19 protein-coding genes are annotated in these 23,971 nt (G+C 65.4%); 9 read left to right on the top strand and 10 right to left on the bottom strand.

Annotated elements, in window-relative coordinates:
- Window positions 1-58: 58 nt before the first annotated feature.
- Together ACFVTD_RS09810 and ACFVTD_RS09805 are read left to right on the top strand one after the other, a co-directional pair.
- A complete protein-coding gene (locus ACFVTD_RS09810; RefSeq protein ID WP_387561616.1) occupies window positions 59-631 on the top strand; it encodes an SRPBCC family protein in 573 nt (190 codons plus the stop codon).
- Between the two features lie 118 nt (window positions 632-749).
- Window positions 750-1,268 (top strand): nucleoside deaminase, encoded by a 519-nt coding sequence (locus ACFVTD_RS09805; RefSeq protein ID WP_387561613.1) that lies wholly within the window; start codon window positions 750-752, stop codon window positions 1,266-1,268.
- Window positions 1,269-1,347: 79 nt separating this feature from the next.
- Here ACFVTD_RS09805 and ACFVTD_RS09800 read toward each other — a convergent pair whose 3' ends face one another.
- Window positions 1,348-2,292 (bottom strand): alpha/beta fold hydrolase, encoded by a 945-nt coding sequence (locus ACFVTD_RS09800; protein ID WP_387561610.1) that lies wholly within the window; start codon window positions 2,290-2,292, stop codon window positions 1,348-1,350.
- 139 nt (window positions 2,293-2,431) lie between these two features.
- Between ACFVTD_RS09800 and ACFVTD_RS09795 the strand changes: the two genes are divergently transcribed.
- From ACFVTD_RS09795 to ACFVTD_RS09780, 4 genes are all read left to right on the top strand, one after another.
- A complete protein-coding gene (locus ACFVTD_RS09795; RefSeq protein ID WP_387561607.1) occupies window positions 2,432-3,484 on the top strand; it encodes an LLM class flavin-dependent oxidoreductase in 1,053 nt (350 codons plus the stop codon).
- 365 nt (window positions 3,485-3,849) lie between these two features.
- Complete coding sequence (locus tag ACFVTD_RS09790) at window positions 3,850-4,314, top strand: transposase (RefSeq protein WP_387561604.1); 465 nt, start codon at window positions 3,850-3,852, stop codon at window positions 4,312-4,314.
- Between the two features lie 74 nt (window positions 4,315-4,388).
- Entirely contained in the window at window positions 4,389-4,808 is a 420-nt protein-coding gene (locus ACFVTD_RS09785; RefSeq protein WP_387561601.1) for a transposase, read from the top strand.
- A 186-nt stretch (window positions 4,809-4,994) separates the two neighbouring features.
- A complete protein-coding gene (locus ACFVTD_RS09780) occupies window positions 4,995-5,456 on the top strand; it encodes a hypothetical protein (RefSeq protein WP_387561598.1) in 462 nt (153 codons plus the stop codon).
- A gap of 138 nt (window positions 5,457-5,594) precedes the next feature.
- On the opposite strand, the gene ACFVTD_RS09775 is transcribed toward ACFVTD_RS09780, so the two are convergent.
- On the bottom strand, window positions 5,595-7,409 hold the full coding sequence (locus ACFVTD_RS09775; protein WP_387561595.1) for an ATP-dependent endonuclease: 1,815 nt from the start codon (window positions 7,407-7,409) through the stop codon (window positions 5,595-5,597).
- Between the two features lie 390 nt (window positions 7,410-7,799).
- On the opposite strand from ACFVTD_RS09775, the gene ACFVTD_RS09770 reads away from it, so the two are divergent.
- Together ACFVTD_RS09770 and metH are read left to right on the top strand one after the other, a co-directional pair.
- Window positions 7,800-8,522, top strand: coding sequence for a hypothetical protein (locus ACFVTD_RS09770; RefSeq protein WP_387561593.1), 723 nt, complete (start codon window positions 7,800-7,802; stop codon window positions 8,520-8,522).
- Between the two features lie 214 nt (window positions 8,523-8,736).
- The gene (gene metH / locus ACFVTD_RS09765) at window positions 8,737-12,384 is read left to right on the top strand and encodes a methionine synthase (protein WP_387561590.1); all 3,648 of its coding nucleotides are present in this window, start codon (window positions 8,737-8,739) and stop codon (window positions 12,382-12,384) included.
- A 9-nt stretch (window positions 12,385-12,393) separates the two neighbouring features.
- Here the strand turns inward: metH and ACFVTD_RS09760 are convergent, their stop codons facing one another.
- From ACFVTD_RS09760 to ACFVTD_RS09730, 7 genes are all read right to left on the bottom strand, one after another.
- A complete protein-coding gene (locus ACFVTD_RS09760) occupies window positions 12,394-12,828 on the bottom strand; it encodes a hypothetical protein (RefSeq protein WP_387561587.1) in 435 nt (144 codons plus the stop codon).
- A 221-nt stretch (window positions 12,829-13,049) separates the two neighbouring features.
- The gene (locus ACFVTD_RS09755) at window positions 13,050-15,899 is read right to left on the bottom strand and encodes an ATP-binding cassette domain-containing protein (protein WP_387561584.1); all 2,850 of its coding nucleotides are present in this window, start codon (window positions 15,897-15,899) and stop codon (window positions 13,050-13,052) included.
- On the bottom strand, window positions 15,896-16,465 hold the full coding sequence (locus ACFVTD_RS09750; RefSeq protein ID WP_387561581.1) for a hypothetical protein: 570 nt from the start codon (window positions 16,463-16,465) through the stop codon (window positions 15,896-15,898). The genes ACFVTD_RS09755 and ACFVTD_RS09750 overlap by 4 nt, the downstream gene beginning before the upstream one ends.
- A 150-nt stretch (window positions 16,466-16,615) precedes the next feature.
- Window positions 16,616-18,190 carry an APC family permease gene (locus tag ACFVTD_RS09745; RefSeq protein WP_387561734.1) on the bottom strand — a complete coding sequence of 525 codons (1,575 nt, stop codon included), beginning with the start codon at window positions 18,188-18,190 and terminating at the stop codon, window positions 16,616-16,618.
- 146 nt (window positions 18,191-18,336) lie between these two features.
- Complete coding sequence (locus ACFVTD_RS09740) at window positions 18,337-19,977, bottom strand: GMC family oxidoreductase (RefSeq protein ID WP_387561578.1); 1,641 nt, start codon at window positions 19,975-19,977, stop codon at window positions 18,337-18,339.
- Window positions 19,978-21,516, bottom strand: coding sequence for an aldehyde dehydrogenase family protein (locus ACFVTD_RS09735; RefSeq protein ID WP_387561575.1), 1,539 nt, complete (start codon window positions 21,514-21,516; stop codon window positions 19,978-19,980).
- Window positions 21,517-21,615: 99 nt separating this feature from the next.
- On the bottom strand, window positions 21,616-22,242 hold the full coding sequence (locus ACFVTD_RS09730) for a TetR/AcrR family transcriptional regulator (RefSeq protein ID WP_387561572.1): 627 nt from the start codon (window positions 22,240-22,242) through the stop codon (window positions 21,616-21,618).
- Between the two features lie 153 nt (window positions 22,243-22,395).
- On the opposite strand from ACFVTD_RS09730, the gene ACFVTD_RS09725 reads away from it, so the two are divergent.
- A complete protein-coding gene (locus tag ACFVTD_RS09725; RefSeq protein WP_387561569.1) occupies window positions 22,396-22,584 on the top strand; it encodes a hypothetical protein in 189 nt (62 codons plus the stop codon).
- Between the two features lie 43 nt (window positions 22,585-22,627).
- Here the strand turns inward: ACFVTD_RS09725 and ACFVTD_RS09720 are convergent, their stop codons facing one another.
- Entirely contained in the window at window positions 22,628-23,905 is a 1,278-nt protein-coding gene (locus ACFVTD_RS09720; RefSeq protein WP_387561566.1) for a benzoate/H(+) symporter BenE family transporter, read from the bottom strand.
- Between the last annotated feature and the right edge of the window lie 66 nt (window positions 23,906-23,971).

The following is a 23,971-nucleotide window of genomic DNA, read 5'->3' as shown; positions in this document are numbered from 1 at the left end:
CGAAAATCTGGCGTGAGTACTGTGGGTCCACTTATCCACCCCTGCCGTGGAGGCACCCATGCGCGGCGTTTCGAAGAGCAGCACCGACTACGAGTTCCTGACCGTCTGGCGCGTGGCCGGGACACCGCGCGAAGTGGTGGACATTCTCGGCGACGCCGGCACGCTCCCCCGCTGGTGGCCGTCCGTGTATCTGTCGGTTGAGCCCCGTGATCCGGGCAGTCCGGACGGCACCGGCAAGGCGTTCTTCCTCCATACCAAAGGCTGGCTGCCGTACACGCTCACATGGCAACTCACCCTCACCGAGCCGGTCACGGAGCAGGGTTTTGCCCTCTCGGCGAGGGGCGACCTCAACGGCGCCGGACGCTGGACGTTCGAGCAGGACGGTCCCGAAACAGTGGTCACCTACGACTGGCGGGTCAGCGCGGCGAAACCGCTGCTGCGGCGGTTGAGCTGGCTCCTCAAGCCCGCCTTCGCGGCAAACCATCGGTGGGCGATGGCGCGCGGGCAGGAGGCACTGGCCCTGGAACTTCGCCGGCGGCGGCCGGGTGCCGATCCTGCCAAAATCCCGCAGCCCGCGGGTCCCACCTTTGCGCGCGTGGCCCGCTGGGGGCATAAGGCGAGACAGGGCTGACGACGGCGGCACTCGCCGGAGGGGACGACGGCGGCTTGGTGAGTGCCGTCGTCGGACGTTCCTGCAGGGACCCAGCCAAGCCAGCGGTGCACCGATTGGCCGTATGCAAGAATGACGCATGACACTCGAGCCGACGCTTTCTGCCGCCACCGGAGAGGGGCACGCCCCTCACGACCACGCCTTCGAGGCCGCCTTCGAGGCCGCCTTCGAGGCCGCCTTCGAGGCCGCCCAGAAGAGCGTGAGGGAGGGCGGTATCCCCATCGGGGCAGCCCTTGCCCGGGACGGTGTGGTCATCGCGAGCGGGCACAACGAACGGGTCCAGAACGGCGACCCGATAGCGCACGGGGAAATGTCAGCCCTCCGCGCGGCCGGCCGGCAGAAGAGCTACCGGGACACCACGCTCTACACCACCCTGGCCCCGTGTGCCATGTGCACGGGGACCATCATCCAGTTCAAGATTCCCCGCGTGGTGGTGGGTGAGGCACGGACGTTCGACGGCGAGTTCGACCTTCTGCGGTCGCGCGGCGTTGAGGTGGTGGTCCTGGACGATCCGCGGTGCGTGGACATGATGCGCTCGTTTCAGGAGGACCACCCGGACCTGTGGGCCGAGGACATCGCGGAGGAGCCTGCCGGATAGCCTGCCCTGCTGAAAGGGACGACGACGGCGGGGTGGCGAGTGCCGCCGTCGTACCTTCCGTGGGAGGTGCTTGGGGACCTCAGCTGCCGGCGACCCGCTGGATGAACGCGACCGTTTCGCGTTCCGTTTCCGCGCGGGTGCTGGGTTCGTTGTGCACTTCGTGGCGGACGCCGGGGAAGACGCGGGTGCGGACGTCCGCGTGGCCCGAATCAGCCAGGCGGTTGGCCACGTGGTAGGCGCCTTCGCCGTAGTTTGTGACGGGGTCCTGGTCGCCGGCGAGGATCAGGACGGGGAGTTCCGCGGGGAGCTGTTTGTACCAGTCGTCGGAGGTGACCTGGTCGTAGAGGTCCACGAAGCCCTGCAGGAAGCGGGCGCTGAGCGGTGCGCCGAAGTTGTTGAAGGGGTCCCTGCCGTGGTCGGTGACCACGTCCGCGTCGAGCGCCACCCAGGCGGTGGGGCCGGCACCTTCGCCGAAGCGGCCCAGGAAGCCGTCGAACAGCTGGGCCACCAGTTCCTGCGGCGCGGGATCGGCCCCGCGCTCGCCGGAGGCAAGCCGCGCCAGTTCGGGCCGGTCAATCATCTTCTCGATGCCGCGCATCTGGGCGGCGATGCCGCAGAGGATCAACCCGGACAGCTGCGTCCGCGGGTCCACGGCCATGCCGCGGGCGATCATGGAGCCCCAGCTGTGGCCGAACACCACGTAGGGCAACTGGGGGAGGGCTTCCTTGGCCTTGGCCTGGAGGGTGACCTCGTCCTCGACCACCACGCTGGCCGCGTCCTCGCCGGCGTCGCCCCAGGTGCCCTGCTGCATAGCCGTTCGCCCGTGCCCGGAGTGGTCTCCCGCCACCACAATGAACCCCGCGTCCACCAGCGTGGAGATGAGGTGGAGGTAGCGGCGGGAGTGCTCGCCGAGCCCGTGAATCAGCTGCACGATGGCCTTGGGCTGCCCGATGGGTTCGTAGACCCAGGCCTGGATGGTGTCGCGGCCGTTGGCGGACGTGAACTCGATTTCCTGCAGTGACATATCTTCCCTCCCGTGCCGGCGCCGTCGCTGGCTTGAGGCGAGCCTAACCACAATGCCGTCATAGTCGTCAATGATTGCTGGTTCATTTAGGGGGCTTCCGCCTAGTCTGAAACCAATCCCGTCTCTTTGAAGGAAGCCGATGCCGCACCCCGACCGTCCCCTGCGCAAGCTGGGATTCCTCACCATTGGCCTGTTCGATCCCGCCAATCCGGCTGCGGGCCACGAGTCCACGCTGCAGATCATTGAGCTGGGTGAGCGGCTGGGGTTCGACAGTGCCTGGTTGCGCCACCGGCACCTGCAGTTCGGGATCTCCTCTCCTGTGGCGGTGATGGCGGCCGCCAGCCAGCGGACCTCCCGGATTGAGCTGGGTACTGCCGTGACGCCGTTGGGGTGGGAAAACCCGCTGCGGCTGGCCGAGGACCTGGCCACCGTGGACCTGCTGGCCGGGGGACGGATCAACCCCGGAGTGAGCGTGGGCGAGCCGATGCAGTTCGACACGGTGAAGCATGAGCTGTACCCGGATACCGCGGATGTGGAGGACTTCAGCTACGCCAGGGTGGAGCGGTTTGCGCGGTTGGTTGCCGGGGAGCCGGTGCGGGAGTTCTCCGGCAAGCAGGGCGTGGTGGAGGAGTTCTCCAACCGGGTGGAGCCACATTCGCCGGGGCTGCGGGGCCGGCTGTGGTACGGTGCCGGCAGTACGAAGTCGGCCGTGTGGGCCGGGTCCAATGGGTTCAACCTGCTCTCCAGCAGCGTGATCTTTCCCGACAAGGACCAGGAGCCGGACTTCGCCCTGGTCCAGCAGGCCCAGATCCGGGCGTTCCGTGAGGCTGCTGCTGCCTCGGGGAATACTCAGGCGCGGGTTTCGCAGGGTCTGGTGGTGATTCCTACCGACTCGGCGTCCCCGGCCCAGCGGGAAAAGTACCAGCGGTACGTCGACGAACGCACTCCCCGCACGGCTGCGCCGCAGGGGCCGCGGGGAATGATGTTCGCGGCTGATTTAATCGGCACCAGCGAGGAGATCGCCGAGCAGCTGTACGCGCATGCAGGTTTCCAGGAGGTGGATGAGGTGGCTTTCGCGCTGCCATTCAGCTTTGAGCATGAGGACTACGTCCAGATCCTGACCGACACTGCGGGCAAACTGGGGCCGGCGTTGGGGTGGGCGTCTGCGGGATGCGACCAGCAGGTGTCTTAGTAACCTGGCACTTGACCACCGAATACCGGCGCGGGAACTTCTTGACGACTTGCAGGAGCGCCTTCCGAAGACGGCTATGGAATGAATCGTCTGGGAGTGTTTGAACAGCCGGTCTGAGACTGGCTGGCAGGCTGGTGCTGTGACTGTGGACGGGTGTGGCCCTTGTGTCGTTTTGCCCTTCGGTTTTGCCGCGAGGTGCGCTTGCAGGGATCTGCCCGCTCATCCGGAGTCCAGCATCGGTTCTGTCTACTGCGATGGCTTGATTAGAAGCCTGCCCAGCCTCACAGGCTGTGGCCCATCCCAGACTTGCCTCGCCGTATTCCACTGATACCCGCACTGATCCGAAGGAACTGCAGGAGGTACAAATGGCCGTCGTGGCGCAGGCTTACGACTTTGTTGTCGGCATCGATACGCACTCGAAAACTCATACCTTGGCAATCATTTCCGCGGTAACCGGGGCCGAGATTGCCAACGAAACTTTCCCATCAACAAGTACTGGGATGAGCCGGGCACTGCGTTGGATTTCCCGTCGCAGCACCGAGGATAAGTCACGGGTACTGCTCTCCATGGAAGGAACCGGATCATACGGGGCCAAACTTCGGCAGCTGGCAACGGAGTCGGGCTTCCGAGTAGTTGAAGCACCGTTTCCTGAGCGTCGGATTGGGCGGAAAAGGGGTAAGTCAGACAGCATTGACGCAGCCCGGGCGGCTAGGGCTGTCCTTGGAATAGATACGAATGAGCTTCGAGAACCGCGTGCCGGCCAACCCCTGAAACGATCGGAACTATCGCGGCGTGGAGGACGCGGGATGAAGGTGTCGGTACCCGGGTAAGTCGTTCGGAGGCTACCCGGCTGGCTAAACAAATCCTCGCGCTTGAAGACCAGCTCGAGCAGAACCGGGCTGATATGACTCTGCTAGTCCAGCAGACCAATCAAGCACTCCTGGACATGCCAGGTGTGGGCCCGATCAGCGCCGCAGCAATCCTTACTGCTTGGTCTCATCCGGGCCGCGTTCGCTCGGAGGCAGCGCTGGCAGCACTTGCCGGCACATGCCCAATTCCAGCTTCATCAGGGGGAACGACCAGATACAGGCTCAATCGAGGCGGGGATCGTCAGCTGAACAAGGCGATTCACACGATCGCCGTCGTAAGAATGCGTTGGCATCAGGAGACCAGGGAATATGTAGTCCGCCGGACCCGTGAAGGGCGGAACAAGAAGGAAATCATCCGGAGTTTGAAGCGCTACATCACACGACAAATCTTTCGAACGCTCACTACGGCTAACGAGGTTTTCAGCGATCACGCAACCTCGCAACACGCTTACTAGGAGCGGAAGGCGATACGCCTGAAAGGGGCAGTGCCTAGCAGTCGGTAGACACTCCGTTGATCGCGGTTTTACGGTCGGCGTGATGAAGAGGGTACAACGGGCGGATGGGTTTCAATTTGGCGCCGCTCAAGAGTCCGAGGCTTCCTTATGGTCGGGGTCTCCTGTTGGGGAGTTAAAGTACACCTCATGAAAGGCAACCGAAGTCGTGACATGTTCAGCGAAGACTGGGAACCGAGGATCGGTCGAGTAGCCGCTAATACACTTAAGAGTGCCGCCCAATACCTTCGCTACTTTTTTATACTTTGGCCGATCGTCATAGCTATCCTCTTTGCCGCCATGCTCACGCGGACGATGCCGGATTGGTTGGCCACCTTGATGTTATCCACGGTGGCTTTATGGTTTGTCGTTGCGTTCTGGTCTTTCGGAACGTTTTCGATTCGCCGGAAGCGGGCAGGGCGTCAAGCCTGGGAATACCTCGGCCGTCCTCCACAGCTCCGTCAGCGTCGTGTTCTCCGCTTTGCTCTGCGGGACCCGGAGGTCTTCGACAACTACCTCGCCGAGAAGGGCATACCGCCGAAAGGGAACTATGCTTCCCTGGCCTCTCCAAAAGCTATCGCTAAAGGCGAACGCACCCACACGAGCTCATAGAAGCCCGAGCTTCTGCACAAAAGTGACCCGCACAACGACACTCTGAAACTGAAGTTATCCCGCCGGGAAGGTGGGCATCTTGCCGATCCAACCGAACACCGGATCCTGCTAGCGAATCGCTCCGTGGCGAGCTTGACGTCAATAGAAGCATCCCTGCAGAATCCTTTCAACGAGTGACCTTGCCTGTGCAGAACGATGGGCTCCGGTTTCCAGTGCGCGCGGTAACCATCTTCGGTTCTTGGCAAAGGTAGGAGCAAAACTCTCTAGACTCCCTACCTCGAGGGGGACAATTCCAAGTGCTGCGAGTTCCTTAAGCAGACGGTCCGCAGCCTGTCTCTGGTTGCCCCGAAAGACTGAGATGCCAGCCACTTTGACGAGGGCCCAGTCGGACTCTGACGTCCGCAGTATCCGATCGATTTTCTCTTTATGGTCCTGGTCCAGAACTGCGTCTGAATCTGCATCCAAAACCTCGTCGAGGTATCCGTCCAAATCATCCTTAAGGGCTTGCACCTTGGGAGGAGCGTTTCGACGTTCGATTGGAGTGGTAGTAGCCATAAAGTCTGCCGCGTATCTTTCCCAATCGCCGCTCAACGTGGTGACCATCCGGGAGATGATCGTCTTGTCATCCAACACGTCTAAGTCAGGAACAATGACGGTGGGTACACCAGCAGCGCTGACGATGCCGGCAACCTGAGCCATAGCCGCTTTGCCGTTGGTAGGTACAAAGAGTACGTCTGATGCCGCAAGAGGAACAGGGTCGGTGTCGGCCCGACTCTCCAGATAGTCTTCCAACGCCGCCTGATAGAAATGGCAGTCCTGTTCTCCCTCGCATATAACAACCAGTCGGTGGAACAAGCCTGATAAGACGTTGCTATATCGAAGGAGTCGCTCCTGCCAGAGATCCTGCAGGGCGGAGGCAGCGACGTCTCGGACCACTACGTCGGATCCGTTCCGCTGGAGACGTGCAATCCGCAGGGGAGCGTTGGATGCCAGAACGCCTGCTAGGAAGTCTTTATCATGGGTAGCCAATATCACCTGCACTTCAGACAACTTTGCGATTTCACCCATCGCTTTGCCTGCCGCAAAAGCTTGAGGGGGGTGGAGGAACGCTTCTGGTTCGTCGACGATAACTATCGCGTAAGTGGCAGCCATTAGGGGGACAAACAAACTGAAGAACGCTCTGACACCATCGCCCTGAACGTCTAAAGAGGGAAGCTGGGCTAACGCCTTGGCATACTCGCGCCGGCTCTCGTCGAGTCTAGGAACGGTCACCGCCGATCTTCCCATCCTGATTCGAAGGGAACTGCCCGAATCGTCTAGGGTTAGCGGCTGATTGAATACTCTTTGGGACAGCTCGCTGAGCTTCCGAAATAAGTCGCGGTCGTCTTGAAGATGGTGAAGGGGTTCAGAGGGTGGATCGCTGCCCTCCGCTCGGGCTGGTGCCGGCTGCGCGTACTGAAATCTGTTGTCGCCATTGGCGGAAAAAGAGAAAATGGGCGCCAAAGCGCCCAGCGATTGGGCGTTGTTCAGGCCGTTCCACTGGGCCTCAGCGTTCAGAACCTCAACACTATGGTGGCCATACCGAAAGATCCCCCTTCCATACTGTCCTGGTAAGGCTTCGGCGTAGTGGGCGTTCTCCGTCAGCCACGCCAAAAAATCGGCTGAGGATCCAACTGAGTTGATCTGCACGCCTGTTGCCATCTTGTGTGGGAAATTCTGTAGAGCTTGAGGCCCTGCAGCTAACACGTCTCGCAACTGTCGCAGAAGGGTAGACTTGCCGCTGTTGTTCGAGCCGACAATTGCAGTGATACCGAAAGGATCCAGCTTCAGAGGAGCATTGCCGCCGATCGAAAGTGATCTAAGACGCACACGCGCCCGTTCAGCATTGCCTATTTCGACACCAAGGATTTCGACCCAATTGGGCCCTTCACTCGGGACGGCGCCTTCAAGCATTTTTCTGTCCTATTCTCTACAGCTGCATTTCGGCTCGCTCGTTTAAAATCACTTCTAAGTTGACTCTAAGGGCCTACGTGATCGAAGTCGGTGCCGAAGCGACCAAGAGCTTGAGTGAGTCGTCGCAGACGAACTAGTTCAAGTGACACGCTTAGGAAACCTTTAGATACTAGCCTAGTTCTGGGGGGTGCGATTATTTCGTTCAAGCCGCTAAACGGTCCTGAAACTGCTGGCATACCTTCCCTTTTCCGCATTTTCAGGACTTCACACTCTTGTTTTCTGATATTCAGCGAGACGGATTCTCTTGGGTAGGAATATGGCATGTGGGTGCAGTTGGTGAAGGGGTGGAGACGGACGTGTGGTTTGCTTCTTACTGTGAAGGAAGTTGATGTGTCGACCGAAAATGAAGTGGACCAAAGAATCGGGCAAAAAAGCACTGTCTGCATTGATGTGTTGGTGTGTACTGTCGCCGTTCTTGTCGTAGCCGCCGCTTGCTTATTGCTCTGGTGGATGGGTGGAGGAGGATGGCTTGAGCAACCCCTTCTGAACATCATTGGGTATATCGGTGTAGTTATCTCGCTGGCAGGTGTGCTGCTCGCCTACCTCATCTTTCGACGCCAGTCGAGGGAGGGAAAGATTTCAGATCGCTACCAGCGGCGAGTGCTCGCTGAGCTTCAACAAGTACTGAGTGGTGTTGATGAAAAAGTCTCGAATCTTGCGGTCAAACGCGCAAGTGACAGCATTCCGGACACTGACGCGGAACAAAGTACCGGAGCAGAAGACCTGTGGGCTGCCTTCACGCCGGAGAGTGACGATAGCGCGGTCTATCTCAATAGCCCTACTGGTAAAAAAAGACGCGTGTACGTGCCTAGCGCTATCCCCCTTGCTGTTGTCGGCGCGTTGGTGAAGATATGGAATGAGGACGGTCATACAGGCCGCTGGACACTCGGCACGCTCCGAGGTGCATTCCGTGCGGAAGGGAAGGGTAATCACCCCTGGTACATGGTCTTTGTACCGCCAGGCGAGGAAATGCCAATCATATGGAAAGTCAGTCGCGGGCCGGGCGGAACGGATCATGCTGTGAAAGTTACAGACGGTCAGGAATTTCGCTAACCCGTTTCAGGCACCTGTCCCTGAATTGTTTGAGAACCGGCTACGACTCACTATCGCCTCTACTACTGATGGATGTGGTTTGCGGGGGAAGCGAAAGACCGCGGCGGTGAAATCGTTCTGGAGTCGTGCTCTGAGTCCGGAGGAAACTAGCCCGCCCCCCGTAGCATCCAGACACACAGCGCAACGTTTGGCGCCACGCCCGTAACCTGTTTAAATGCCTCGTTTCGCACTGGACATCGAGTCCGTCCCCCGTCCCGCCCGGTCCCAGGAGCTGCTGGACGCCGTGAACCACCGGGTGGTCATCGCCGACGGCGCCATGGGCACCATGCTGCAGGGCCGGGACCTGCAGCTGGACACGGACTTCCAGAACCTCGAGGGCTGCAACGAGATCCTCAACGACACGCGCCCGGACGTCATCGCGGACATCCACAACGCCTACTTCGCCACCGGCATCGACGCGGTGGAAACCAACACCTTCGGAGCCAACTGGTCCAACCTCTCCGACTATGGCATTGACGATCGCATCGAGGAGCTGGCAAGAAAAGGCGCCAAGATCGCCCGCGAACGCGCCGAAGCAGCCGAAGAAACAGACGGCCGCATGCGCTGGGTCCTCGGCTCCATGGGCCCCGGCACCAAGCTCCCCAGCCTCGGCCACACCAGCTACGACTACCTCAAGCAGACCTTCGCCCTCCAGGCCGAGGGCCTCATCGACGGCGGCGCGGACGCGTTCCTCATCGAAACCAGCCAGGACCTCCTGCAGACCAAAGCCGCGGTCAACGGCTGCAAGCAGGCCATCGTGGACCGCGGCATCCGCCTCCCCATCTTCGTCGAAGTGACCGTCGAAACCACCGGAACCATGCTCATGGGCTCCGAAATCGGCGCCGCGCTCACCGCCCTGGAACCGCTCGGCGTCGACGCCATCGGCCTGAACTGCGCCACCGGCCCGGACGAGATGAGCGAGCACCTCCGCCACCTCGCCAAGCAGTCCTCCGTCGCCATCGCCTGCATGCCCAACGCCGGCCTTCCCATCCTCGGCGCCGACGGCGCGCACTACCCGCTCACACCCACCGAACTCGCCACGGCGCACGAACAGTTCGTGCGTGAGTTCGGCCTGGGCCTGGTGGGCGGCTGCTGTGGTACGACGCCGGAGCACATGGCCGCCGTCGTCGAGCGTCTTGCTCCCTTCCGCAACAAAGCCGTGGTCACCACCGAGGATAAAACAGCACCGGCGAGAATCCCCGAAGAGCGCGAAGCCGGCGTCGCCTCTCTCTACCAGCACGTGAACTTCGACCAGGAGTCCGCGTACCTCGCCATCGGTGAGCGCACCAACGCCAACGGCTCCAAAGCGTTCCGCCAGGCGATGCTCGAGGAGCGCTGGGACGACTGCGTGGACATTGCCCGCGAACAGATCCGTGTCGGCGCCCACCTGCTGGACGTCTGCGTGGACTACGTGGGCCGCGACGGCGTGGCGGACGTCAAGGAGATCGTCTCCCGTTTCGCGTCCGCCTCCACCCTCCCGCTGGTCATCGACTCCACCGAACCTCCGGTCCTGAAGGCCGGGCTGGAACTCATCGGCGGGCGCCCCGTGGTCAACTCCGTCAACTACGAGGACGGCGACGGACCCAACAGCCGCTTCGCCCGCATCATGCCGCTGGTCAAGGAACACGGCACGGCCGTCATCGCCCTGACCATCAACGAGGAGGGCCAGGCCCGCACCACCGAGGGCAAGGTGGCCATCGCCTCCCGCCTGGTCGATTCCCTGGTGGGTGAATGGGGGATGCGCGTCGAGGACATCATCGTCGACTGCCTCACTTTCCCGGTCGCCACCGGCCAGGAGGAGACCCGCCGCGACGGCATCGAAACCATCGAGGCCATCCGCCAGATCACCGCCAAGTACCCCGGCATCAACACCACGCTTGGCGTCTCCAACGTCTCCTTCGGCCTGAACCCGGCCGCGCGCGTCGTCCTGAACTCCGTGTTCCTCCACGAGGCCGTCCAGGCAGGCCTGACCAGCGGCATCATCGACGCCGCCAAGATCGTCCCGCTCGCATCGCTGCCCGATGAGCAGCGCAAGGTGGCCCTGGACCTGGTCTGGGACCGCCGCGAATACGACGACGACGGCAACACCACCTACGACCCCCTCGCCATCATGCTGGACATGTTCGCCGGCGTCGATACCGCAGCACTCAAGGACCAGCGCGCCGCCGAACTCGCCGCGCTGCCCACCGGCGCTCGGCTGGAACGGCGCATCATCGACGGCGAAGGCAAGGGCCTCGAAGCAGACCTGGACCTGGCCCGCAGCGAGGGCATGACCCCGCTGGGCATCATTAACGACCACTTGCTCGAAGGCATGAAGGTGGTGGGCGAACGCTTCGGCGCCGGCGAGATGCAGCTGCCGTTCGTGCTGCAGTCCGCCGAGGTCATGAAGAACGCCGTCGCTCTGCTCGAACCGCACATGGAGAAGTCGGACTCCTCCGGCAAGGGCACCATGGTGATCGCCACCGTCCGCGGCGACGTGCACGACATCGGCAAGAACCTGGTGGACATCATCCTCACCAACAACGGCTACAAGGTCATCAACATCGGCATCAAGCAGGGCATCGCCGAGATCATCGCCGCCGCGGAGCAGCACAACGCCGACGTCATTGGCATGTCCGGCCTGCTGGTGAAGTCGACCGTGGTGATGAAGGAAAACCTCGCGGAGCTGCAGTCCCGCGGCCTGGCCAAGAAGTGGCCCGTGATCCTGGGCGGCGCAGCCCTCACCCGCGCCTACGTGGAGCAGGACCTCGCCGAGCAGTTCGACGGCGTGGTCCGCTACGCCAAGGACGCCTTCGAGGGGCTGTCCCTCATGGAGCCGCTGGTCCGCGTGGCCCGCGGTGAATCCCCGGACGACGTCGGCCTGCCGCCTTTGAAGAAGCGGATCCACAAGGGCGGGGCGAAGTTCACGATCACCGAGCCCGAAGCCATGCCCGGCCGCTCCGACGTCGCCGAAGACAACCCCGTGCCCGTGCCGCCGTTCTGGGGCACCCGCATCGTCCGCGGCGTCTCGCTGCACGACTACTCCGCCTTCCTTGATGAGCGCGCCACCTTCATGGGGCAGTGGGGCCTCAAGCCCGGCCGCGGCGAGGACGGCGCCTCCTACGAGGAACTCGTGGAACGCGAGGGCCGGCCGCGCCTGCGCTACTGGCTGGACCGCATCCTGGGCGAAGGCATGCTGGACGCCTCCGTCGCCTACGGCTACTTCCCCGTCGTCTCCGAGGGCGAACAGGTGGTGGTGCTGCACCACGGCGAGGATCCCGACGGCGTCCTGGGCCAGGCGGGCCTGCTCGCCCCGGACGGTGGTTCAGGTGGCCCGATCGGCACCGACCGCCTGCGGTTCGATTTCCCGCGGCAGCGCCGTGACAGGCACCTGTGCCTGGCGGACTTCGTGAAGTCGCGCGAGTCCGGGCAGATCGACGTGCTCCCGGTGCAGCTGGTCACCGCCGGCTCCAAGATCGAGGAGTTCACCTCCAAGATGTTCGCCGCCAACCAGTACCGCGACTACTACGAGCTCAACGGCCTGGTCATGCAGCTCACTGAGGCACTTGCCGAGTTCTGGCACGCCCGCATCCGCAAGGAGCTCGGCTTCGCCGCCGAGGAGCCCAAGGACACGGCTGGGTATTTCAAGCTGGACTACCGCGGTGCCCGGTTCTCGCTGGGTTACCCTGCCTGCCCGGACATGGAGGACCGCCGCAAGGTCACCGAGCTGCTGAAGCCCGAGCGGATGGGCGTGGTCCTGAGCGACGAGCTGATGCTGCATCCCGAACAGTCCACCGACGCCTTCGTTTTCCACCACCCGGAGGCGAAGTACTTCAAGGTGTGAGCTGGCGCCTCAGTGGTTTCCGAACCGCTCCCGGGCAGTTCGAGCGGACGTGCCGAGGGCAGCGCTGATAACCTCCCACGAGTCTCCCTTCGCGCGGGCGGCGCTGACTGCTGCTTCGAGCTCGGCCTCGGCCTTCGCGGCAGCCGTACGTGCCGCGGAGATCCGGCGGTAGTCGGCGGCCTCCATGTTCACGGAAGGAACCGGGCTCAGGCGAACGAGCGTGCCGTCCACCCGTAACGGCGCGCCTAAGTGCTCGACGTGGAGGACGTAGCCTTCATCGGGCGCGCGCTGGATGTAGAGGGTGAGGACGGTCTTTCCCTCGCTGTCGTCAAAGTCCACTTTTCCGTAGCTCTCGCTGGGGCCAACAGGCCACGGGCGCGGCTTCAACCGCCATCCAGGTTCGAGATGCGTCGGCTCGTAGGCTGGTGCTTCGCGAGGGGGCATGATGGCCGATCTCCTTCAGATTGTGTTTCACTGCGCTCCGGCGCGTAGGGCGCAGCAAGGCCTCTGTAAGCAGCAAGGCCTCTGTAAACGGTACGGCCGCGGTCCGGCGGGCACCCGGGTAGCGGGTACCCGAATCCCGCGACGGCATTTACGTGCGGTGGGCGCGGTGTCCGCTTGTTGATCGACTACCCCGCGTGCCCGGATATGGGGGACCGCCCGCCTTAGGGTGTGAGCTGGCGCCGGTCCCCGGCGGAGCGCCCCGGTGTGGAGGAGGAGGGTTGGGCGGCCTTCGCGTCAGAGCCGGCAGTCCCCGCGGACACCGGCTTCACCCGCCGCAGCGAGGCAAGCACCGCCCGGCCCACCACGGCGATGCCAATCACCGTGGTGACGGCGCGCAGGGTGTCCCAGCCCGCCGTCGACGTCAGCAGCGAGTAGAGCAGGAAGCTGCCGAGGTTGGTGCCCAGCGGCGCGCCCGGCACGTAGGAAATGCCGGTGCCCGCACCTACGGCGAACGGCCAGAACCACAGGTTCAGCAGCAGGCCGAACAGGTACGACGCCACGATGCCATAGCAGGCCAGCATCCACAGCTCGGCCCTGCCACGTACCCGGCGGGGAAGCAGCCCGGCGCCCGCGCCCACCCACGCGCAGGCGAAAATCTGGAACGGCGTCCACGGCCCGATCCCGCCCCACAGCGCGCTGGAGACGGCAATGGTGGCGGCACCGAGCAGCAGCCCGAAGCGGGCACCGAATGCCCGGCCGGCCAGGATCAGCAGGATAAAGACCGCTTCCACGCCCCCGACGCCGGTGCTCGCCACCCGGACGGCCGAGCCGACCGCGGCCAGCACGCCGAGCAGCGCCACCGTGTGTGCCGATCGGACCGAGCCGTCCAGGGAAAGCACGACGGCGACCGCGGCCACGGGTGCGATGGCCAGGGCAATGTAGGGGGTTGCGGCGGCGGCGTCCTGGGGGAGGGCCGCGGCGAGCAAGGGCCAGCAGAACGCCGCGAGGGCGGCCAGGCTGGCTGCTGCGAGGGCAGCGAGCTCGGCGCCGCGCGGCATCCGGATCCGGTGGGCCTTCCTCGTGTCCCCGGCCGCTGGGAGGTCGATGGCCACCACCGGTCGAGGGCTGGCAACAGCGGGATTGGGCGGCGGGAGATACGGGGCAGGGGCGGGCACAGGTTCCAGGGACGGTGCAGCGCCGTCATGCATCGGGAGGATCCGGGCACCCAGGCCGTGGGCGAAGTCGCGGTCGTGCGTGGCGATTAGGACTGCCGCGCCGTCCTCCGCCGCAGCGCGCAGCGCCGCCGACACCGCCGCCCGCGCGGCAGGATCGAGTCCGCGCGTCGGCTCGTCAATCAAGAGCACATCCGGGCTTTCCATGGTCTGCAGCGCGATGGCCAGGATCCTGCGCTCGCCGGCAGACAGGTCCCGCGGATGCTCGTGGCCGATGGGCATTCCCGCAATACCGCGCAGGCGGGCAAGGCGCGCAGCTGCAAACCCTGGTGCAGGCTGTACGCCGTTCTTGCCACTCGCCAACCGCCGTTCCGCCGAGCGCAGCTCGCCCGCAACCGTGTCACGGGTGAAGAGGTCGTCGGAGGCGTCCGGCACCAGGGCGACCCTTCCGTCGTCGGACGTTGCGCCCCTACCTTCACCCAGCGCCAGCGCCACCAGCAGCGAGGATTTTCCGGCCCCGTTAGGTCCCACCAGGGCCACGATCTCGCCGCGGTGCAGGGCCACGGAAGCGTCGCGGACCAGCGGCGTCCCCTTCCGCTGCACCTCAAGGTGCGTTGCCGTCAGCACGGGGGCATGGCTGTGTGCGGGGACGGCTACTGGCCGGACTTGGGCGGGAGCGGACGGGGTGGGCGCGGTGCCCGGCACGAGGGTCCCGCCGTCGATAGTCCACCAGGAACCAGCCACGGGAACCAGCGCCGCGGCCCGGTGCTCGGCGACGAGGACGCACACGCCGTCGTCGCGGGCCAAGGTGTCCAGGACAGCGATGACGCGGCTGCGGGCCGTGGCGTCGAGGTCGGCCAGAGGCTCGTCCACCAGGAGAAGCCTGGGGTGGTCCACGACGGCGGCGGCAATGGCCACGAGCGTGGCCTCACCTGCCGAGAGGGTGCTGACGTCACGGTCCAGCAACGCGGAGACCCCGACGCGATCAGCCACCTCCCGCACCCGGGCCTTCGCGTCGGCAGAGGGCACGGCGCGGAGTTCAAGGGCCAGGGCGATGTCGTCCCGCACCCGGGTGGTGGCGAACGCTGCCCGTGGGTTCTGCAGCACGACGCCCACTAAGCGCGCCGTATCGCGCGGGGGAGCGCAGGCGCGGTCAACCCCGGCAACCAGCACGGTGCCGGACAGTTCCCCGCCGTCCACGTGCGAAAGGAGTCCAGCCAGGCCGCGCAGGATGGTGGATTTGCCCGAGCCCGTGGGCCCGGTGAGCACTGCAACGGACCCGGCCGGCGGGGCAAACGACTCAACCCGGATACACGCGTCACCAATCCGAAACTGTGCGTCGCGCACCAGAAGCGGCACGCCGTCGTCGTGATTTCCTGGGTGCGTTGCAGGGCTGCCGAAGCCGCGCAGCTCCAAGGCCGCGGCAACCCTGCCGGCGTGCTCCAGCGTGCGCTCGAGGATGGGAACCAGGGCACGCGGTCCGAACTTTTCGCCCCGCAGCCGGAACGCCAGGCGCACCGCGGCCACGGCATCGGCCAGCGCGGGGAGCGCCGCCCACGCCACCACCAGCACGCGGGCCACACCCTGCAGGGGTCCGCCGCGGGCCAGGCGGACGAAGCCGCGGGACACATCCACCCAGGCATTGAGCAGGCCGAACGCCAAGATGGTGAGTGCGATCGGCAGGGCGGACAACACCGCCGCCCACAGCCCCGGCGCGGTGACCGGGCCCAGGAACACCACATGGGCGTACGGGGCGGGAAGCCGCAGCGGCGGCAGGTCCAGGAGGACCGGGGCGCCGGTGGCCACTCCATTGAAGAGGACCCGGTAGGCGACCCGCGCCGCGATGAACACAGCAGCGAGAACCGCTGCTGCGCGCAACGGCGCGGGCCGGAAGGTCATGACGCGGGTGCTGCCGGTTCGTTGTCCACGGTGTAGAGCAGTTCAAGGCTCTCGCCGGGGTTGAGCTTCAGGCTGTCCAGGCCTTCCTGCGCATACGCCCACGTGCCGGCGGCGGGCTTCACCCAGAGGGCCCAGTACGAGACCGTGTTCTTGTCATCGCACGCCTCGCGGGTAGTGCCACCCTTGTGCTTGATGTCGAAGTCCGCAGCGGGCACTCCGTTGACGCGGCACGCGAAGCTCGTGGGGTACTTGGCGGTGCCTTCGATCTTCACGTTGGCCTTGCCCAGCACGTCAGATGCCAGAGTGGGCCCGTCCACGGACACGCAAGAGGAGGCGTCGGCGGCGGACTGCTTCAGGGCGGCCGAATCGACGACGACCTTCACCCCGGCGCAGGGGCCGGCAGAGGCAGAGGCGGCGCTGGCGCTCGACGAAGCCGTTGCGGAAGAGGCAGGGGCCGAGGAGTTTGGCTGGGTGGGGGCCGGCGTGGAACAGGCGGCGAGGGTGAGCAGGAGGCCTGCGGCGGCCAGGGAGCCCGCGGACGCGGTGCGAAGTTTAGTCAATGTCACCTGTCAAGGGTAGGGCGTTGGCGCCCCGGAGCCGATGGCCGTTCCGTTGTGTGACGCGGGCCCTCGCCAACAGCTGGCCTGGCCAACGAAAAAAGGGTCGACGGCGGCACTCGCGTGAGTGCCGCCGTCGACCCCTGGCATGTGGTGTTGCTAGCTTTCGGTTGCCATGACCGCGTTTGCCGGCACCGTCTCCTCCGGTGCGTCATACCGAGGGTCATTGGACGACGGATGGGCGGACACGGCTGCGGCGTGCTCGGCCAGCACTCCGGTCTGGTGGCGGATCTTCAGGCGGTAGAGCAGGGCGCCGCCGATCACCACGGCGGCCACGAACATCACCCCGCCCCACTGCAGGTACCACTCGAAGGGCGGCACAGAGTTGTAGATCTCCGGGCGCGGCCACACCAGGTTGATGGTCATGGCGGCGCCCCAGAGGACGGCCAGGATGTTGACCGGCAGGCCCCATTTGCCCATGCAGAACCCGGGTTCGGAACCGTCATCGAGGATGGGCCACTTCCTGGCGAGCCGCTTGCGCAGCAGGGGGACCGTGACCAGGAGGTAGGACAGGTAGATCAGCACGATGCTGATGCTGGACAGGATGGTGAAGATGGCCGGCTGCATCACGTTGACCAGCAGCGGGATGACCGCCAGGATGCCGATGACGATCGCGGCCACGGTGGGGGTCCGGCGGACCGGGTCCACCTTGCTCAGCTGCCGGCTGAACGGCAGGTTGTTGTCGCGGGCCATCGCGAACATCATGCGGATGGCGGCGGCGTGGACGGCCAGGGTGCAGACCACCACGGCCACCACGATGCAGGCCAGGAAGGCCTTGCCGAACGGGCCGCCCAGGACGGAGAGCACGATGTGCTGCAGGCCGCCGTCGGGGGAGCCGATCTGCGGGTCCGTGAGGTCCGGTGCGGCCAGGATGCCGAACAGCAGGATTCCCCCGCCCAGCAGGAAGGAAGCAGTCACAGCGCGCAGGATGGCCTTGGGTGCGGTCTTCTTGGGATCCTTGGTTTCCTCGCCCAGGGAGCTGGCGGTGTCGAAGCCGTACATGACGTAACCGGAGGCCATGGCGCCGATCAGGAAGACGCCGAAGAAGCCCAAATCATTTCCTTCGCCGAAGCCGTTGGTCTGGAAGAAGACCTCCGGGCCGCGGACCACGTGCCAGGCCAGTGCCAGGATCAGCAGCACTGCCGCGATGAGCTCCACGAACACGCCGATGCTGTTGATCCGGGTCATCAGCTTCACGCCGAACGCGTTGATCAGCGTGGAGATGGTGATCATGATGGTGGCCAGCACCACGCCGTTCATGGCGAAGTCGTAGGGGCCGGTGCCGTCACCGACGAACTGGAAGCCCTCCCAGAGCTGGGGGAGGGTGATCTGCAGGGCCAGGGCCACGGAGCCCAGGGCCATGATGGAGGACAACAGCAGCAGCCAGCCGGCCAGCCAGGAGGAGGTTCCGGAGGCGAGCCGCTTGGCCCAGTTGTAGACGGAGCCGGCCACCGGGTAGCGGCCTGCCAGTTCAGCGAAACAGAGGGCCACCATCAGCTGGCCGACGAACACGATGGGCCAGGACCAGGCGTACGCCGGGCCGGCCATGGAAAAGCCAAAGTAGAACAGTTGGAAAACACCGGTGAGGATGGAGATGTAGCTGACACCCGCTGCGAAGCTGGCAAACTTGCCTATGCTTCGATCCAGCGTCTGGGTGTAGCCGAATTCGTCCATGCCGCTTGAATCAATACTCTTGCTGGGTTCCAATATGGACTCCTAGTTCAGAAAAGCACGATGGGTACGGCCGCCCTGGGGTGCGGCGAGATAAACGTTCTGCGGGGGCCGCGCTGTTGGGAACGCGGCCCCTGATGACCCGCCGCTCAGGCGAGGGACGTGGTGAGCTCCTTCTCTTCCAGGGCGTCGGTGCCGGCGTAGTCCGCCTTGATCAGGTCGGCGCAGCGCTCGCCGATCATCATGACGGTGATGTTGGGATTGACGGTGACGTGTTCAGGCATGACGGACGCATCGGCGACCCGGAGGCCGGTGACCCCCTTGACCCGCAGCCGGGCATCCAAAGGCGACATCCCGTCGTCGTCCGCTCCCATGCGGACCGTGCCCACGGGGTGGTACACGGTGTTGTGGGTCTTGCGGATGTAGTCCTGCAGCTCCTCGTCAGTCTGTGCTTCGATGCCGGGGGACAGCTCGCGTCCGGTCCATTCCGCCATGGCGGGCTGGGCGGCGATTTCGCGGGCCTTGCGGATGCCGGCCACCATGACGCGCATGTCATGGCCTTCCGGGTCCGTGAAGTAGCGGGGATCCACCATGGGCTTGTCGCGGAAGTCGCGGCTGCGCAGCCGGATCGTGCCGCGCGACCGGGCATGGGTGACGTTGGGGGTGAGGCTGAAGCCGTTCTCCGTGGTGGGGTAGCCGTGCCGCAGGGTGTTCATGTCGAACGGCACCGAGCCGTAGTGCATCATCAGGTCGGGGCGGTCCAGCCCGTCCTCGGTGGGGGTGAAGATGCCGATCTCCCACCACTGGGTGGAGGCCTGCACCATGGGCTGCTCCGCCTCGAACTGCACCACGCCCTCGGGGTGGTCCTGCAGGTTTTCGCCGACGCCGGGGGAGTCCACCAGCACCTCGATGCCGTGCTGGGCCAGGTGCTCTGCCGGGCCGATGCCGGAGAGCATGAGCAGCTTGGGGGAGTCGATGGCGCCGGTGGACACGACGACCTCGCGGTGGGCGGTGAGCCGGTGGGTCCGGCCGAACGCGCCGTCCACCACGTCCACGCCAGTGCAGCGCTTATCCGCGTCGAACACCAGCTGACGGGCGCGCAGGCCGGTCAGCAGCGTGAAGTTGGGGCGGTCCACGATCGGGTGGATGTAGGAGACGGAGCTGGAGGAACGGGTACCGTCCGCGCGGCGGTTGATCTGGAAGAAGTTGGCGCCGTTGACCACGGTGGTGCCGGTATTGAACTTCGCCCGCGGAATCCCGGCCTGCTCACAGGCATCCAAAAGCGCGACGCCGGCAGGATCCGCCGGGGGAACGTTCATCAGGTGCACGGGGCCGGAGTCGCCGTGGTGGGGTGCGTCGGGGCCGGCGTCCTCATTGGTTTCCAGCCGCTGGTACAGCGGCCAGGCGTTCGCGGCGTTCCAGCCGGCGGCGCCGTACTTGGACTCCCATTCGTCCAGGTCCTCGCGCGGGGCCCAGAAGGCGATGCAGGAGTTGTGGCTGGAGCATCCGCCCATTACCTTGGCGCGGGCGTGGCGCATAAACGAGTTACCGTTCTCCTGCGGCTCTATGGGGTAGTCCCAGTCGTACCCGGATTCCAGCAGTTCCATCCAGCGGTCCAGCTGCAGGATTTCGGGGATGTTCCGGTCGTCCGGGCCCGCCTCGACGAGGGCCACGGTCACCTCCGGATCCTCGCTCAGCCGTGCGGCCACGGCGGCGCCGGCGGACCCGCCGCCGATGACGACGTAGTCGAACCCGCGCTCGCTCACGTCCTCGATGTTGTCGTAGTGCATCTAGTTCTCCTTGCTGTGGTCAGCGAACCAGCCGGTGACCTGCGGGCTGGTGTTCTGGTAGATGTGCTTGGCTTCCTGGTATTCGGCAAGGCCGGTGGGGCCCAGTTCGCGGCCGACGCCGGACTGGCCGAAGCCGCCCCACTCGGCCTGGGGGAGGTAGGGGTGGTAGTCGTTGATCCAGATGGTGCCGTGCCGGAGCCGGCCGGCCACGCGCTGGGCCTTGCCGGCGTCCTGGGTCCAGACGGCGCCGGCCAGCCCGTAGATGGTGTCGTTGGCGGTGGCCACGGCCTCGTCCTCGGTGCGGAAGGTTTCCACCGTCACCACCGGGCCGAACGCCTCGTCGGTGACCACGGACATGCCGCGCTGCACGTGGTCGAGGATGGTGGGCTGGTAGTAGAACCCGGCGTCGTACTTTTCGCCTCCCGGAGCCGCACCGCCGGTGCGCAGCCGTGCGCCCTCCTTGATGCCGCGCTGGACGTAGGCGTCCACCTTGTCCCGGTGTGCGGCGGAGATCAGGGGGCCGGTCTCGGCGTCGTCGTCGAAGGGGCCGCCGATCCGGATCTCCTTCGCCCGGCGGACCAGTTCATCCACGAAGCGTTCGGCAATGGATTCCTCCACCACCAGCCGGGCGCCCGCGGAGCAGACCTGGCCGGAGTGGACGAACGCGCCGTTCAGGGCATTGTCCACGGCGGCGTCGAAGTCCGCATCCGCGAACACCACGTTGGGGTTCTTGCCCCCGAGCTCCAGTGCCACCTTCTTGACGGTGCCGGCGGCGGCAGCGGCGATGCGCTTGCCGGTTTCCAGGCCGCCGGTGAAGGAAACGAGGTCGACGTCGGGATGTTCCGAGAGCGGTGCGCCCGCCTGGGCGCCGGCGCCGGTGACGAGGTTGGCCACGCCGTCCGGCAGGCCGAGGTCCTGCAGCAGCTGCATGGCCAGGATGCTGGTGGACGGGGTCAGCTCGGAGGGCTTGAGGACGAAGGTGCAGCCGGCGGCCAGCGCAGGGGCGATCTTCCACGCCGCCTGGAGCAGGGGATAGTTCCACGGCGTGATGAGGCCGCAGACGCCGACGGGTTCGTAGACGATCCTGCTGACAACGTCGGCGTTCCCGGCGTCGACAATCCTGCCCGCCTGCTGCCCGGCCAGCCTGCCAAAGTATTCGAAGCAGGCGGCGATGTCGTCCATGTCGATGCGGCTTTCCACCATCCGCTTGCCGGTGTCCAGGGACTCGGCGCGGGCGAATTTTTCCCGCCGTTCGCGCAGTCCGGCGGCGACCTTCAGGAGGAAGGCTCCACGCTCGGGTGCCGGGACGTTCGACCAGACGCCGGAGTCGAAGGCGGCGCGGGCTGCGGCGATGGCGCGTTCGGCGTCCTCGCGGCCGGCCTCGGAGACGGTGGCGACCAGCTCGCCGTCGGCCGGGTTGCGGATTTCACGGAGGGCGCCGGAGGCTGCCGGTTCCCATTTGCCGTTGACGAACAGGGTGGCGGCTGTCTCGGTTGCAGTGCTCGGGGCGGCTTCCTGGGCCGGTGTGGCGTAAGTCATAGGAAGGACAGTAGTGCACATTGAACGAGTGTTCAATACTTTTCTTGAACACTTGTTCAATGCTGCGCGGGGCGCTACAGTTGCGCTGCTGGGGGGTTGTTAGGGCTGGCCGGCTTTGTGGTCCTGGCGCGCTGGGCCGTCCAGCGGTGCGAACGCGATCTGCTCCGTCCGCTCGATGCTCCGCTCAATGGACGCCTTGTCAACACCCAGCAGCGCGGTCAGCCAGACGCCGTTCTGGATGACCACAATGTCCGATGCCCGGTCCCTGCACACCTCCCACGGCAGCTCCGGCCTGGCGCTGGAAATGAGTGCCGCGACGCCGTCGATATACCGGTCGAAGGCGGCGGCGTTGATCTGCGCGTAGTCCTCATCGGCCTGGGCCAGGGCCCACAGATGCAGGCGCAATGACAGGTAGCGCGTGGTGAGCAGGTCGGCTCCTGCCACCCGCCGGAGCGCCCGCCGCAACTGTTCATCCGGGGCAACCGACGGGTCCGGGGCGACGAGTAACAGGTCATGCTCGTCCACGCGGCGCAGGGCGGCGCGGATCAGGGTGGTTTTATCGTCGTAGTAGTAGTTGACCAGGCCCAGCGCCACGCCGGCCTCCCGCGCCACCGCGCGCATGCTGACGCCCGAAATCCCGTGGCGTGACAGCAGTTCCATGGCTGCGTCAAGGATGCGCGATTGCCTGTCAGTCTGTTCGCCGGAGTTCACGGCACTGGTCCCCATCTGGCCAGACTATTGCCTGCGCCGTGCACGTGCCTAACGCGGCTCCAGCGAGCCCTGCCATGCGGTAGTCCAGTCTGTGATGTGTGTTTGAAGCCGTCGCTTAAGGGCACGGTGGTTGTACACGCGGGATTTTTTAGTACAGCTTGGAGAACGATGGAAAGCGCCAGCCTCATTGCCCTCTTATTCGCCGGCGCCTTCCGCGCCGGCGAAAGCGCGCAGCCCCACGCGCCGCAACTCAGCGCGAAACCCGGGCGGAAGCGGTCCGCGTGGCTGGCTTTCCGGAGCAGGACCGCGACACTCCTGCACCGGCTGGCGTGGGCGCTGGAGCCGGACCCCCGCTGACGCAAGATTCGGCGGCCGCGCTGCGCAACGGTCCGGTCCCGGCTCAGGGCTGGGCGTGGTCGGCGCGCTCCAGCAGGCGGGACACCCCGTAGCCAATCACCAGGCCCCAGAAGGCTGCATGGATGTTGAAGAGGTTCATGCCGGAGATGGTCACCACGAACGTCACCAGCGAACCCAGGGTGAAGCTGGTGGCGAAGGCCGTGACGAACGCCTGCTGGAGGGCCCGCAGCATCGCGATGCCGCCCAGTGCCAGGACGAACTCCTTGGGCGCGGCCAGCATCAGCCGTGTCAGGGTGGGGGCAAATGCCGCGAACACCAGGGCCAGCAGGCCGTATGCCACGGCCGCCGTGTATTGGCGCTCCCTCTTCCCGGATGAGGTCAACAGGGCGTTGGTGGGGCCTGTGACGCATGCTGATACGGCGCCAAACCCGGCGTTCAGTACCGAGAATGCGCCGGAGGCCATGGCGAAGGCATTCACGGGCGGCCGGTGGCCGGCAGCGCGGAGGACGGCGATACCCTGGCCGTTTTGGACGAACAGCACGGTGACGGCCAGCGGAACTACAAGCTCCAGCTGCGCGGCCCACGTGAATTCGGGGGCGGTGAAAACCGGGGTGGCCAGGAGCGGGCCGCCGGGCGCCAGGTGGAACTGGCCGCTCACGGCCACGGCGATGCCGCCTGCCACCAGGGTGCCCAGGACCGGCGGCAGGAACCTGCCAAGCGTGGGAACCGCGGTGAGGACCAGGAACGCAGCCACCATCGGAGCAGCCACGGCCGGATTGTCCTGGGTGGAGGCAACAATGTCCGTGCCGAACTTCAGGAACACCGCGGCCACCATGGCCATCACGAGCGGCATGGGTACCAGCGCCATGGCTTTGCGCACCACGCCGGTGGCGCCGAGGGCGAGGATCAGCACGCCGGAGGTGAAGAAGGCCCCGACGACTTCGGGAAAGGAAAGGTGCTGCAGGGACGGTCCCAGGAGCACTGTGCCGGGGATGGACCAGGCGAAGCCCAGGGGCTGCCGGTAAATGAGCGACATCAGCAGCGTGGCCGCGCCGCCCGAAAACAGAATGCCAGAAACCCAGGACGAGAGCTGGCCCTGGGTCAGGCCGCCCGCCGTCCCAACGGCAAGGGTGACGGCTATAGGTCCTGACGCCGCGAAAATGAGCCCGATAGCGCCGTTCGAGGCATAGGACAGGCCCAGGTCGTGAAGAATCCGGCGGGGGCCTGCGGGCCGGACCCCCGGACGTTCCAGCAGGGGTTCCGGCGCAGGCTGGTCTGGCCAGACGGAGCTGGCGGTCGGATGGTGGCGGGGGTGGCTCATCGGGGCTCCTGGCTGGGGGCGGAAAAACCGGAAGCGCTCCGAAGCATCAGCTCCGGAGCGCCTCCG

This window comes from Pseudarthrobacter sp. NPDC058119 (assembly GCF_042884655.1).
GTDB lineage: Bacteria > Actinomycetota > Actinomycetes > Actinomycetales > Micrococcaceae > Arthrobacter.
Note: the sequence above shows the minus strand (reverse complement) of the source record. Positions and strands in the feature narration are given on the sequence as shown.

Bases quoted from the DNA above. Each gene is read 5' to 3' on its own strand.
- ACFVTD_RS09795 (WP_387561607.1), top strand. From the start codon at position 2,432: ATGCCGCACCCCGACCGTCCCCTGCGCAAGCTGGGATTCCTCACCATT.
- metH (WP_387561590.1), top strand. From the start codon at position 8,737: ATGCCTCGTTTCGCACTGGACATCGAGTCCGTCCCCCGTCCCGCCCGG.
- ACFVTD_RS09725 (WP_387561569.1), top strand. From the start codon at position 22,396: ATGGAAAGCGCCAGCCTCATTGCCCTCTTATTCGCCGGCGCCTTCCGC.
- ACFVTD_RS09735 (WP_387561575.1), bottom strand. From the start codon at position 21,516: ATGACTTACGCCACACCGGCCCAGGAAGCCGCCCCGAGCACTGCAACC.
- ACFVTD_RS09745 (WP_387561734.1), bottom strand. From the start codon at position 18,190: ATGGACGAATTCGGCTACACCCAGACGCTGGATCGAAGCATAGGCAAG.
- ACFVTD_RS09755 (WP_387561584.1), bottom strand. From the start codon at position 15,899: ATGACCTTCCGGCCCGCGCCGTTGCGCGCAGCAGCGGTTCTCGCTGCT.
- ACFVTD_RS09810 (WP_387561616.1), top strand. From the start codon at position 59: ATGCGCGGCGTTTCGAAGAGCAGCACCGACTACGAGTTCCTGACCGTC.
- ACFVTD_RS09775 (WP_387561595.1), bottom strand. From the start codon at position 7,409: ATGCTTGAAGGCGCCGTCCCGAGTGAAGGGCCCAATTGGGTCGAAATC.
- ACFVTD_RS09760 (WP_387561587.1), bottom strand. From the start codon at position 12,828: ATGCCCCCTCGCGAAGCACCAGCCTACGAGCCGACGCATCTCGAACCT.
- ACFVTD_RS09800 (WP_387561610.1), bottom strand. From the start codon at position 2,292: ATGTCACTGCAGGAAATCGAGTTCACGTCCGCCAACGGCCGCGACACC.
- ACFVTD_RS09720 (WP_387561566.1), bottom strand. From the start codon at position 23,905: ATGAGCCACCCCCGCCACCATCCGACCGCCAGCTCCGTCTGGCCAGAC.
- ACFVTD_RS09790 (WP_387561604.1), top strand. From the start codon at position 3,850: ATGGCCGTCGTGGCGCAGGCTTACGACTTTGTTGTCGGCATCGATACG.
- ACFVTD_RS09805 (WP_387561613.1), top strand. From the start codon at position 750: ATGACACTCGAGCCGACGCTTTCTGCCGCCACCGGAGAGGGGCACGCC.
- ACFVTD_RS09780 (WP_387561598.1), top strand. From the start codon at position 4,995: ATGAAAGGCAACCGAAGTCGTGACATGTTCAGCGAAGACTGGGAACCG.
- ACFVTD_RS09730 (WP_387561572.1), bottom strand. From the start codon at position 22,242: ATGGGGACCAGTGCCGTGAACTCCGGCGAACAGACTGACAGGCAATCG.
- ACFVTD_RS09740 (WP_387561578.1), bottom strand. From the start codon at position 19,977: ATGCACTACGACAACATCGAGGACGTGAGCGAGCGCGGGTTCGACTAC.
- ACFVTD_RS09785 (WP_387561601.1), top strand. From the start codon at position 4,389: ATGACTCTGCTAGTCCAGCAGACCAATCAAGCACTCCTGGACATGCCA.